The organism is Streptomyces sp. 4N124 (assembly GCF_052245395.1).
In the GTDB taxonomy this organism is placed as follows: Bacteria; Actinomycetota; Actinomycetes; order Streptomycetales; family Streptomycetaceae; genus Streptomyces.
The window spans coordinates 25464-37917 of record NZ_JBQQBS010000032.1 but is presented as its reverse complement, the minus strand read 5'-3'; the positions used below and the strand labels follow the sequence as shown (position 1 = coordinate 37917).

At 68.1% G+C, this 12454-nt stretch carries 9 protein-coding genes; 5 read left to right on the top strand and 4 right to left on the bottom strand.

What is annotated here, in order from left to right:
- Nucleotides 1-49: 49 nt before the first annotated feature.
- Entirely contained in the window at nucleotides 50-1498 is a 1449-nt protein-coding gene (locus tag ACTWQO_RS28510; protein ID WP_443240223.1) for a peptidoglycan D,D-transpeptidase FtsI family protein, read from the top strand.
- A gap of 78 nt (nucleotides 1499-1576) precedes the next feature.
- Here the strand turns inward: ACTWQO_RS28510 and ACTWQO_RS28505 are convergent, their stop codons facing one another.
- Nucleotides 1577-3031: an NCS2 family permease gene (locus tag ACTWQO_RS28505; protein ID WP_443240222.1), complete on the bottom strand. Its 1455-nt coding sequence runs from the start codon at nucleotides 3029-3031 to the stop codon at nucleotides 1577-1579.
- Nucleotides 3032-3281: 250 nt separating this feature from the next.
- Between ACTWQO_RS28505 and ACTWQO_RS28500 the strand changes: the two genes are divergently transcribed.
- From ACTWQO_RS28500 to ACTWQO_RS28490, 3 genes are all read left to right on the top strand, one after another.
- Nucleotides 3282-3848 (top strand): SigE family RNA polymerase sigma factor, encoded by a 567-nt coding sequence (locus ACTWQO_RS28500; RefSeq protein WP_443240221.1) that lies wholly within the window; start codon nucleotides 3282-3284, stop codon nucleotides 3846-3848.
- Entirely contained in the window at nucleotides 3845-4702 is an 858-nt protein-coding gene (locus tag ACTWQO_RS28495) for a hypothetical protein (protein ID WP_443240220.1), read from the top strand. The genes ACTWQO_RS28500 and ACTWQO_RS28495 overlap by 4 nt, the downstream gene beginning before the upstream one ends.
- Before the next feature lie 103 nt (nucleotides 4703-4805).
- Nucleotides 4806-6488, top strand: a complete 1683-nt coding sequence (locus tag ACTWQO_RS28490; RefSeq protein WP_443240219.1) for a rhamnogalacturonan lyase B N-terminal domain-containing protein — start codon at nucleotides 4806-4808, stop codon at nucleotides 6486-6488.
- 96 nt (nucleotides 6489-6584) lie between these two features.
- Here ACTWQO_RS28490 and ACTWQO_RS28485 read toward each other — a convergent pair whose 3' ends face one another.
- On the bottom strand, nucleotides 6585-7739 hold the full coding sequence (locus tag ACTWQO_RS28485; protein ID WP_443240218.1) for a right-handed parallel beta-helix repeat-containing protein: 1155 nt from the start codon (nucleotides 7737-7739) through the stop codon (nucleotides 6585-6587).
- Nucleotides 7740-7942: 203 nt separating this feature from the next.
- On the opposite strand from ACTWQO_RS28485, the gene ACTWQO_RS28480 reads away from it, so the two are divergent.
- On the top strand, nucleotides 7943-10141 hold the full coding sequence (locus ACTWQO_RS28480; protein ID WP_443240217.1) for a family 43 glycosylhydrolase: 2199 nt from the start codon (nucleotides 7943-7945) through the stop codon (nucleotides 10139-10141).
- A gap of 134 nt (nucleotides 10142-10275) precedes the next feature.
- Here ACTWQO_RS28480 and ACTWQO_RS28475 read toward each other — a convergent pair whose 3' ends face one another.
- Together ACTWQO_RS28475 and ACTWQO_RS28470 are read right to left on the bottom strand one after the other, a co-directional pair.
- Nucleotides 10276-11337, bottom strand: coding sequence for a dienelactone hydrolase family protein (locus ACTWQO_RS28475; protein WP_443240216.1), 1062 nt, complete (start codon nucleotides 11335-11337; stop codon nucleotides 10276-10278).
- On the bottom strand, nucleotides 11315-12424 hold the full coding sequence (locus tag ACTWQO_RS28470) for a pectinesterase family protein (protein WP_443240215.1): 1110 nt from the start codon (nucleotides 12422-12424) through the stop codon (nucleotides 11315-11317). The genes ACTWQO_RS28475 and ACTWQO_RS28470 overlap by 23 nt, the downstream gene beginning before the upstream one ends.
- Between the last annotated feature and the right edge of the window lie 30 nt (nucleotides 12425-12454).

The following is a 12454-nucleotide window of genomic DNA, read 5'->3' as shown; positions in this document are numbered from 1 at the left end:
GCAGGCGGAACGGAACGATCCGCAGCGCCTCGATCGTCTTCTTGGCGGGATGAACAAGACGATCAGGCGCGCATCGGTCTTCGCGCTGCTGCTGGTGTTCGCTCTGCTGGTCAGGGCGACCTGGGTGCAGTTCTACGACGGCCAGGCACTCGCGGACGACAGCAAGAACCGGCGGAATGCGATCGAGACGTACTCGTCGCCGCTCGGGAACATCATCGTGGCCGGTGATTCGATCACCGGCTCGGCACGGACGAAGGGCAGCGACCTCGCATACAAGCGCACGTACACCGACGGCGCGCTGTACGCCGCGGTGACGGGCTACGCCTCGCAGAGCTACGCGCCCACGCAGTTGGAGGGCATCTACCAGGACCTGCTCAACGGCACGGACACCCGGCTGAAGACCCTGATGGACACGGTCACCGACAAGCGGGCCGATCCGGGCAACGTGGTCACGACGATCGACCCGGCCGTGCAGAAGGCGGCGTACGACGCGCTCGGCGACAAGAAGGGCGCGGCCGTCGCGATCGACCCGACGACCGGCAAGATCCTGGCGGTCGTGTCGACCCCGTCGTACGACCCGACGTCGCTGACCGACGCGGACACCGCCGGGACGGCCTGGAAGAAGCTCAACGCGGACTCCGACAAGCCCCTCACGAACCGCGCCCTGCGTCAGCCGCTGCCGCCGGGCTCGACCTTCAAGCTGGTCGTCGCGGCTGCCGCGCTGGAGGACGGGCTGTACTCGTCGGTCGACGAGAAGACGGACAGCCCCAACCCGTACCCCCTGCCGGGCACGACGAGGGCCCTCGAGAACGAGAACGCGTCCGCGCCCTGCGAGAACGCCACCATCCGCACCGCGCTGCAGTACTCCTGCAACAACGTCTTCGGCAAGATGGCCGTCGACCTCGGCCAGGACAAGGTGAAGGCGATGGCCGAGAAGTTCGGCTTCAACGACGAGACACAGGACGTGCCGGTGCGGGCCTATCCCAGCGTCTACCCGTCCGGGATGGACAAGGCGCAGACCGCCCTGACGGGCATCGGCCAGTTCGACGTCACGGCCACGCCATTGCAGATGGCCATGGTGTCCGCCGCCATAGCCAACGACGGCGAGATGGTCACCCCGCACATGGTCTCCGAGATCACCGACAGCGGCGGCGACGCCCTGGAGAACTACGACGACAGGACCAACACCACCCGCATCGTCAGCTCCGACACGGCGGAACAACTGCAGTCCGCCATGGAAACGGTCGTCTCCAAGGGCACCGGCACCAACGCCCAGATACCGGGCGCCACGGTAGGCGGCAAGACCGGCACGGCCCAGCACGGCGAGAACAACAGCAAGACCCCGTACGCCTGGTTCACGTCCTACGCCAAGTCCGGGGACAAGGAGGTAGCCGTAGCGGTGATGGTCGAGCAGTCGGACGCGGCCCGCTCCGAAGTGAGCGGCAACGGTTTGGCGGCCCCGGTAGCCAAGGCAATGATGCAAGCGGCCGTCGAGTAGGCGCCCCTTTAGGGGCGCGGGGAACTGCGCGACCAGCCACAGCGAGACCCGCACCCGACCGCGCAGCGAATCCTCACCTCACACGCCGAGAATCTGCTCAATGGGGTCGATCGCAAAGTAGACGAGGAACAGCCCCGACGCCCCCCACAGCAACCAGTGAACCTCCTTCGCCTTCCCCAGCACCGACTTGATCACCACATACGCCAGGAACCCCGCCCCGATGCCATTGGTGATCGAGTACGTGAAGGGCATCACGGCGATGGTCAGAAACGCCGGGATCGCGATCTCGTACTTGTCCCAGTCGATGTGCTTGACCTGGGTCATCATCAGGAAGCCCACGGCTACCAGCGCAGGCGCGGCGGCCTGGAGCGGGACAATGGTCAGCAGCGGCGTGAGGAACAGGGCGAGCGCGAAGAGCCCACCGGTGACCAGGTTCGAGAAGCCCGTGCGCGACCCCTCGCCGACGCCCGCCGCCGACTCGATGTACGACGTCGCGGAGGACGAGGACGCCGCACCGCCGGCGACCGCAGCCGCACCGTCGATGAGCAGGACACGGCCGAGGTTCGGGACCTTGCCCTGCTCGTCGAGGAGGCCCGCCTCCGCGCTGATGCCGACGACCGTGCCCATGGTGTCGAAGAAGTCCGACAGGATCAGCGTGAAGATCAGCAGGATGACCGTGATGACACCCACGTCGGTCGCACTGAACGCGCCGAACAGGCTGAACTGGCCGATGAGTCCGAAGTCGGGAGTGTCGACGAGCTTGTCGGGCCACTCGGGCGTGGTCAGCCCCCAGGCCTTGATGTCGGCGATCGAGTTGATGATGAGCGCGACGATCGTCATGGCGACGATGCTGATCAGGATCGCACCCTTCACCTTCCGGGCGAGCAGCGCGATGGTGAGCAGAACTCCGAGGCAGAAGACGAGCATCGGCCACCCGGTGAGCGAGCCGGTGCCACCGAGCTGAACCGGCACGGTGGTGTTGGCGGCGTCGGGGATACGGCTGACGAAGCCGGCGTCGACGAAGCCGATGAACGCGATGAACAGGCCGATACCGACGCTGATCGCCTGCTTCAGCGGCTGCGGAATCGCGTGCATGACGGCCTCGCGCAGGCCGGTCAGCACCAACACGCAGATCAGCAGGCCCTCGATGACGATGAGGCCCATCGCGTCGTCCCAGCTCATCAGCGGGGCGATCTGGAAGGCGACGACCGCGTTGAGGCCGAGGCCGGCGGCGAGGGCGAGGGGCAGATTGCCGCCGATGCCCATGATGATCGTCATCACCGCGGCCACCAGGGCGGTGGCGGTGGTGAGTTGGACGGGGTCGAGCTGTTCGCCGAACTTGTCCTTGGCGCTGCCGAGGATGATCGGATTCAGGACAAGGATGTAGGCCATCGTGAAGAATGTGGCGAAGCCGCCGCGTATCTCACGGCCGAAGGTGGAGCCCCGTTCGGAGATCTTGAAGTACCGGTCGAGGCTGCTCACCGCGGACGGCGCGGGACTTGGCCGGTCGGCCACCTTCTGCGAATCGGACATGGACACGTACTCCTTGCTGCCTGATTGATCAGTGTGCGGATGCTGGCTGGATTGTTCCCCTGTCGAACCTGTTTCAGGTTTTCTCCGTGTTACGGAATCAGCGCTGCTCACCGTCCGACGTGCCACACCTCGTTCGAAGGCTCGTACGAAGCAGGCAATCGATCACTGCTACGCTTCCGCATCTCGACCGGATGATCTCCGGACGATCACATGTCTTCCACATGCCACGCAGAGCCAGGAGAGGTCGCCCGTGGGCACAGTCGTCGACGACGCCGCCTCCGTGGAGTTCCATGCCTTCTTCGAGCGTCACTACGCCGAACTGTCCCGTCTCGCCCACCTCTTGACGGGTGAGCCGGACGCCGCCGACGATCTGGCGGCGGACGCGCTGCTCGCGCTGTGGCACCGCTGGGACCGGGTGCGCGCCGCCGACCATCCGGTGGCCTACGCCCGCGGAGTCGTCGCCAACCTCGCCCGTACCCGGATCCGCAGCGCGGTCCGCGAACGGCGGCGGGTCGCCCTGTTCTGGTCGCAGCGCGAGGAGAAGACGGAGAACCCGGACGTCGCGGGCGTGGTCGATGTCCAGGAGGCGTTGCGTAGACTTCCGTTCCGCAAACGGGCCTGTGTGGTGCTGCGGCATGCGTTCGACCTCTCGGAGAAGGACACGGCGCTCGCCCTGGGTGTCTCGGTGGGTACGGTGAAGAGCCAGACCTCGAAGGGAATGGCCGAGCTGCAAAGACTGCTCGGCACACAGGGTGCTCCCCAGAGGATGCACGCGACGATGGCGCGTACCAGTGACGCCGGAGGGAGGAACCGATGACCATGCGGCGGGACGTGCACGACGAACTGCGCGCCCGGCTGCACGAGGCGGCCGGACAGCACGAGCCCGACCGCGCGCGCATCCTGGCCCGCGTCGAACGTGGCATGACCGAGCAGACCCGGCCCGACCACCGGGCCACCCACCCGCCGGTCTTCGGCTGGGTGCGGGTCGTCAGCGCCACCGCCGCGGTCGCGAGCGTGCTGGCCGTCGGCGGGTACGCGGTCGCCTCCGCCGTGAAGGACGAACCCTCCCCGCAGCAGACGGTCGCCGTCTCGCCGACGCCCACACCGTCGCCGGACGCGACGAGCCGCGCCCCCCTCCCGCCGGTGGACCCGACGCCGAGCGCGCCGCCGAAGTCCGGGGAACCGAGCACCCCCGAGTCGCCGTCCCCGTCCGCGCCCGCCACCACCCTGGCGCCCGCGAACGGTGAGAAGGACGGCCCGCTCTGGTCGGACGGCTCGGTCGACCCGCACAGCAACGACTTCTGGGCACAGAGCAATGTGACCGTCCGGACGGACGAGCAACTCACCGCGCTGGCCGTCCAGTTGAAGGTGAAGCAGACCGGCGGGGTGAGCTCCACCGGCGCCTGGCGCGCGCTGCCCGAGCAGGACTTCACCCTCACCGTCGGCGAGCAGGACGGCTTCCTCGTCTACACCTGGGTCCTCAAGGAGGGCCGTACGGTCCCGAAGGGCGAGTGGGTGTTCGCCGGGCAGTACAACCATGAGCGCGGCGGGCGCGACGCGGGGGACGACGGCTACGCGGCGACGGCCACCGCAGGGGACCAGCAGCTCTCCGTGGCAGGCGACTTCGCACCTCACGAGGGCGACGAGTCGACGTCCGAGGGCGATTCCTAAAAAGTTCCGAGGACGCGGCAACCCTTCCCGCACGCGTGGCGACCAGGAGACGTAAGGATCCCGCACGGGCGCCGAGCCCGCCCAAGCACGAAGGGCCTGACCCTTGAGCGCGCACAAGAAGCACCCCACACGCAGACGTGTGCTCGGGGCCTCCGCGATCGGCGTCGCCGCCACCGGCGCCGCCGTCGCGGGCGGCACCGGCCTCCTCTCGTCCGCGTCCGCCGCCACCTTCGGCTACCAGGACGACGGCTCGAACTACGTGATCGACACGGGCGCCTCGCTGGTCTTCAAGGTCTCGAAGTCGACCGGCGACATCACGTCCCTGGTCCACAAGGGCAAGGAGTACGAGGGGTACGGCGGCAGGCACTCGCACGTCGAGTCCGGCCTCGGCGCGTCGACCGTCACGATCAAGCAGACCGGGTCGACGATCCTCGTGAAGGCCGTGCACGGCGCGATCACCCAGTGGTACGCGGCCCGCAGCGGCCAGAACAACGTCTACCTGTGGACCGACAAGGCGGACGCCTCCTTCACGGCGACCCGCTACATCGTCCGGCTCAAGCCCGGGATCTTCCCGAACGAGGGCCCGGACACCTGGATCGAGGCCTCGGACAAGGTCATCGAGGCGGGAGACGTCTGGCAGCGCGCGGACGGCACGACCCACTCCAAGCACTACTCGGGCAAGCGGGTCATCGACTACGACTACGTCGGCTTCACCACCGGCTCGGTCGGTCTCTGGCTGGTCCGCTCCAACCACGAGAAGGCGTCCGGCGGCCCGTTCTACCGCTCACTGCTGCGCCACTCGAACGATCTCGGCGTCGGCCTCTACGAGATCCTGCACTACAACCAGTCGCAGACGGAGGCCCAGCGCTTCGGTCTCCAGGGCCCCTACGTCCTGTCCTTCACGGACGGCGGCACCCCCGCGTCCTCGCTGTTCCACGCGAACCTCGACACCTCCTGGGCCGACGGCCTCGGCATCACCGGCTGGGTCGGCAAGGCGGGCCGCGGCAGGGTGGCGGGCGTCGGCCTGAAGGGCATGGACGCCACGTACGCCTACACGGTGGGCTTCGCCAACAAGGACGCCCAGTACTGGGCGAAGGCCGCCGCCGGCACCGGTGCATTCTCCTGCAAGGGGATGCTGCCGGGGACGTACACGCTGACCGTCCACAAGGGCGAACTCGCCGTCCACACCGGGGAAGTGAAGGTGACGGCGGGCGGCTCCACGGCGCTCAACACCCTCACCCTCACCAGCGACCCCTCCGCCGCGCAGACCGTCTGGCGGCTCGGCGACTGGGACGGCACGCCCGGCGAGTTCAAGAACGCCCAGCTGATGACGTACGCGCATCCGTCCGACGCCCGCGCGGCAAAGTGGACGGGCAACGTCACGATCGGCAGCGGCAGCGAGGCCGCGTCCTTCCCGGCGTACATGTGGAAGGACGTCAACGACGGCATCCTCGTCTACTTCAAGCTGACCAAGGAGCAGGCCGCCTCCGCGCACACCCTGCGCGTCGGCGTCACCACTGCCTACATCAACGGCCGGCCACGGGTGACCGTGAACGACTGGGTTTCGGCCATCCCCACCGCCCCCGCTCAGCCATCTACGCGCTCTCTCACCACGGGTTCGTACCGGGGACACAACCACACGTTCACGTTCAACGTCCCTAGTAGTGCGTGGAAGACGGACGTGAGTCAGTACAACGTCCTGAAGCTCAACATCGTCAGTGGTTCGACCGGCTCGGCCTACCTCAGCCCGGGCACGTCGTTCGACTGCATAGACCTGCTGATCTGAGCCCCCCTCGATCAGCAGTCGCCGGCCTGAGCCCCCCTCGGCCGGCAAAGAAAGGCCCCGCCAGTGACGACCGGCGGGGCCTTTCGGTGTGCCCGTTCAGTTCATCGTCGACCCGATAGTCGTGGAACCCGTCGTCAGGAAGGTCGTCGCAGGCAGCGAGCCATCCGCCTTGCGCGCCCCGTACGCCGTAGCCGCATCCGTCGACTTGAAGCCCGGCGTGGACACCCCCTTGTCCCAGTTGTTCGCAGCACACACCGTGCCGGAACCCACCTTCGACAGCCCGCCCTTGTTGCCCACCGCCAGATTCCGCGCCAGTCGTGCCTTACCCGTGGCGAAGTAGAATCCGGCCTCGGCATTGGCGTACGCGGTGTTGCGGTTCAGCGCCATCGCACCGGTGTTGGAGTTCTCGGTGAACCCGTGCAGCGTGTTGTCCCAGGCCGCGTTGTTGTTGACGGCATGCGCCACCCTCGCGCCCCCGCCGCCCAGCTTGAACCCGTTGCCATTGCCCTCGAACGCGGAGTCGCCCCACCGGTTCTTGCCGTTGCCGAAGGCCCACGCGTGCTCGATGGTGACCGGCGAGGAGAACTGCCACAGGTCGAGCCCGTCATCCGAGTTGTTGTAGAGCCGAGCGCCCGTGATCTTGTTGCCCGTGCCCGAGCCGAACTTCACCGCGATCCCGTCGGCGTTCTGGCCGTGCCCGGCGGGGTCGTAGTTGCCGTGACTGTCCAGGTTCTGCACGAGGTTGTCGGTCGTGCCGTCACCGCGCAGCGTGAACCCGGAGTCGCCGTTGTTGGCGGTGACCAGGTTCTTGAAGACGCCGCCCACGGAAGACGTGGCGACGAAGCCCTGCGCCGGGGAGTTCTGGAAGGTGAGGTTCTGCACGGTCCAGTAGTCGCCGTAGATCCCGGCCAGCCAGGAGCCGGCGGGCAGCTTGGAGCCGTCGATCTTCACCTTCTCGCTGCCGTGGGGCCGCAGTGTGATGCGGTTCGAACTGGTGCCGTTGGCCGTGGACTTGAGGGTGGCCGTCGGGTAGTACGTGCCGGCGCGCACCTCGATGACGGAACCCGCGGCGGCGCGGGCGACGGCCGACTCCAGCTGGGCGGTGTTGGAGACGGTGACGGTCGTCGCGGCTGCCTGGGCGCCGCCGTTCGACAGTCCGAGGTAGACGCCGCCGGCGCCGGCGGAGACGGCCACCGCCGCCGCGATCGAGAGGGTGCGCGTCCTGCGGTGGCGTCCGGTGCTGAGCCGCACTGGGCGTTCCTTTCCTAGGGGGTGGGGACGCGATGCAGTCGCCGCCATGACGGGAAGAGGTTGCCGTGTCCCTGGCGAAAGCGACCGAAACTTTCGCCACCCTCCATCTCACGCCTACCGATTGACGTGCTGTTTCCCACTGGTGACACTCCGAAGGCGCCGCATCATCCAACAGAAACGCCCACACTCCTACAGGACTGCCCATGCGCCCCAGAGCCGTGCTCGTCGCCTGTCTAGCCCTCCTCCTCACCCTTGTCACCGCCCCAGCCGGCACCGCGCAATCAGGAGCGCCGCCCGTGAGCAAGTCCAAGTACGCCGGTTATCTCTTCGCCTACTTCACCGGCGAGGGCACCGCAGACGGCGAGCAGATCCGCTACGCCCTCAGCCGCGGCAACGACCCGCTGCGCTGGCGGGAGCTGAACGCGGGCAAGCCGGTCCTCACCTCCACCATCGGCGAGAAAGGCCTACGCGACCCGTTCGTGATCCGCTCCCCCAAGGGCGACAAGTTCTTTCTGATCGCCACCGACCTGCGCATGTACCGCAATTCCAGCGGCAGTTGGGACCACGTCCAGCGGCACGGCAGCAAGTCCATCATGGTCTGGGAATCCACCGACCTGGTCAACTGGACCGACCAGCGCCTGGTGAAGGTGTCCCCGGACAACGCGGGCAACACCTGGGCGCCGGAGGCCTACTGGGACGACACGCTGGACGCGTACGTCGTGTTCTGGGCGTCCAAGCTGTACGCCGACGACGACCCCGACCACACCGGCTCGACGTACAACAAGATGCTGTACGCGACGACCAAGGACTTCCGCACCTTCAGCGAGCCGAAGGTCTGGGACGACCCCGGCTACTCGGTCATCGACTCGACCGTGGTGAAGCACCAGGACACCTACTACCGCTACACCAAGGACGAGCGGGACCCCACCTCCTCCAGCCCCTGCTCGAAGTTCATCACCGCCGAGAAGTCGACGACGCTGACGGACACCTCGTACGACTTCGTCTCGGACTGCATCGGCAGCGGCTCGATCGACCGCGGTGAGGGCCCGACGGTGTTCAAGTCCAACACCGAGGAGAAGTGGTACCTGTTCATCGACGAGTACGGCGGCCGGGGCTACGTCCCCTTCGAGACCACCGACCTCGACTCGGGCAAGTGGACCATGTCCACGAACTACCAGCTCCCCGCAAGTCCCCGCCACGGCACGGTGATTCCGGTGACGCAGGCCGAGTACGACCGGCTGCTGGCCGCCTACCCGGTCACGCCGACGTCGGTCGTGGACGCGACGGCGAAGGGCCAGAAGGGGTACGCGATCGTCACCGAGGCCACGAGCAAGGTCGTGCTGCCGATGCAACCCGCGGCGGATCTACGGCACTTGGCGCCCAGGTTCGCCGTCGGCGCGGGCGCGAAGGTGACCCCGCCCAGCGGCACGCGCCGCGACTTCCGCGAGCCGCAGACATACAAGGTGACGGCGGCGGACGGAACGACCAGAACCTGGACGGTCGAGGCGGTGCCGACCCGCAGCCCGGTCCTGCCAGGGCTGTACGCCGACCCCGACATCCGCTACATGGACGGCCGTTACTGGATCTACCCGACCACGGACGGCTTCCCCGGCTGGAGCGGTACGCAGTTCAAGGCGTTCTCGTCGAAGGACCTGGTCCACTGGAAGGACCACGGCGTCATCCTCGACCTGGGGCCTGATGTCTCCTGGGCCGACAAGAACGCGTGGGCTCCCGCGATCGCCGAGAAGGACGGCAAGTACTACTTCTACTTCTGCGCCGAGCAGCAGATAGGGGTGGCCGTCGCGGACTCCCCCGCGGGCCCGTTCAAGGACGCCCTCGGCAAACCCCTCGTCGCCAAGGGCGGTTCCCTCAGCGGCCAGATGATCGACCCGTCCGTCTTCACGGACGACGACGGAACGTCGTATCTCTACTGGGGCAACGGACACGGCTACGTCGTCCCGCTCAACGACGACATGACCTCGTACGACCCCTCGAAGGTGCAGGACATCACCCCGGACAACTTCCGGGAGGGTTCCTTCGTCGTCAAGCGCAAGGGCACGTACTACTTCATGTGGTCCGAGGACGACACCCGCAGCGAGAACTACCACGTCGCGTACGCGACGGGACCGTCCCCGCTCGGCCCGTGGACCAAGCGGGGCACGATCCTGTCCAAGCGCCCGGAGTACGGGATCAAGGGCACGGGCCACCACTCGGTGGTCAACACCCCTGGTACCGACGACTGGTACATGGTCTACCACCGGTTCGCTCTCAACGGCCCCGGCACGGCGGGCGGCGACGGCACCCACCGCGAGACGACCATCGACCGCATGGAGTTCGCGGCCGACGGCACGATCAAGCCGGTGGTGCCGACCCTGGAGTCGATCAGGCCGGTACGGCGCTAAGCGCTCCGCTGGAAGTGCCGCGCTATGCCGTCAGTCGCCTGCGGCACCGTCGTGGCTGGTCGCGCAGTTCCCCGCGCCCCTTCGGGGCGCTGCCGAGCCGCAGCGGACTTCGCCGCCGGGCCCGCTTAGCTCACTCACAGGACGGTGTCGAGCCAGGCGAACACCTCGTCCTGCATGCGGTCGTCGAAGACATGGCCGAGGTCGGGCCATGTCTTCAGACGCAGCCGTTCCTCGGCGTGGCGCGAGCGCCAGACGGCGGTCAGCTTGTCGTGGGCCACCCGTACGCCGTCGGCGGGGAAGAGGGGGTCCAGGGCGCCGCTGAAGAAGAGCATCGGCCTGGGTGCGGCGATGCTCGCCACGTCGGGGAAGTCGAGGAACCGGGGAAGCCCGGGGTGGAGCATGTAGTACGACGACTGCCCGCGCAGCGTGTTGTTGCCGGGCACCATCATTTCCTTCAGGCCGGTCATCCAGCAGACGGCCGCGGTGGCCGCGACGGAGTCGGTCAGCGCGGCGGTCTGCCAGGCACGGAACGCGCCCATGGAGAACCCGACGGCCGCGACCCGGTGTGCGTCCACGCGGTCAAGGCCCGCCAGGAATCCGGCGGCACGGGCGTCCTCACGGGCCATGAGTCCGGCGAGCGAGGAGCCGAGGTTGAAGAAGTTGCTGGCGAGGGCCTGCTGTTGCTCGTAGGTGAGGGGCCCGCGGTCGCCCCAGCCGGGCGCGTCCAGGCAGAGGACGACATACCCGCGCCGGGCGAGTTCGTCGCCGATGAACCTGCCGCTGAAGTGCCGGTCCGCCCAGGCCCGCGCGGAGGCGAGCCGGGTGTCGTCGTACCAGGGCCGGACCAGCTTCTCCTTCCCGATGTCGAACGTGGCTCCGTGATCGTGCAGAAGCACTACGGCGGGGAAGGGCCCGGGACCGTGCGGCGTGAGCAGGACACCGCCGACGCGTTCGTAGCGGGTGAGGGAGAGGGTGACCAACTCCCGTGTGCGGGAGTCGTCTTGTACGGCGTGCGTGAACTCGGGTGCGTACGGAACCCCGTCCTGCCGCCCGACGACGAGCAGCTCCTCGACCTTGGCCCGCGCCGCCCGCCGCCACTCCTCGAAGTCCCGGATCGGCGAGGTGCCCCAGGCGAGCGGGAAACGCAGGTCGTCCTTGAGGGTGGAGTGGAACTCAGGCAGCGGGGCGCCAGTCACGGAGGTATGCCTCCCGGGTGTGCGACTCGGCTTCCTCAGCGCCGAGTTGGGGACGGTTCTCCGGGGCGCTGATCACGGCGCCGGGTCCGGTGTTGCCGAACTCACGGAACCGCATGCTCTGCCACGGGTACTCCTCCCGCATGTTCGTATACGGCGCCACCGCGTCGATGCCGCGCCCGATCCACGTGTCCCGCACGACCAGCGAAGGCCAGGCGGTGGTGTCGGAACTCGGCACCCAGGGCCGGGCCAGCTTGTACGCCCCGTCCTCCGCGCCGCTGGTGATACGGCACTTCAGGGCCAGGTAGCCGTACGGGTTGGCACCGGCCGTGGACGGCGCGAACACCATGCCCTTGGGCGTGAAATCGACGTCCCGGGCCAGCGTGTGGAAGCGGCAGTGCTCGTACACGGCGGTGGCCCGCCCGAAGACGAAGTCGACGTCACCCTCGGCGTAGCAGTGCGCGAAGTACTGCCGGGCGAAGGTGCCGAGCGCCATCGAGTCGGCGTACAGCGTGTCCTGATGTCCGAGGAACCGGCATCGCCAGAACGCCGAGCGGTCGCCCTGCACCTTGATGGCGACGGCCTGGGTACCGGTGATCTCGGGGTGGTCGGCGCGGAGCCAGTCGTTGGCGAAGGTGATGTCCCGCGCGGTGAACCCGTCGGCCTGCACGGTGGTGGTGGCGGACCCGCTGGTGCCGTACGTGCCGCCGCCGGGTTTCGGAGTACCGGCGGCGTTGTCGTACACGATCACGACGTCGCGCGAGTTCTTCGAGGCGCCGATCCAGGTCGCTTCCGTCCGGGTGGCGTCGACGGCGACCGTCTCCCGGTAGATGCCGGGTGCGAGGATCAGCGTCCAGCCGCTGCCGGCTGCGGCGTTCACGGCGGCCTGCACGGAGGTGAAGTCGCCCTGGCCGCGTGGGTCGACGTACAGAGTCTTCGGGGTGCGGCGGGCGGCCGGTGAACCGTATCGGCCGAACGGTCGCGGTCTGCCGCCTGCCCGCGCGGGGGCGGAGGCGAGGCCGAGGGCGGCGCCCGCTGCGGCGGATGCCGTGAGGAATCCTCGGCGGGACAACGGGAACTGCGAGGGCATAGCGGTGCTCCTTCGCGGTGCGGCTCGTGT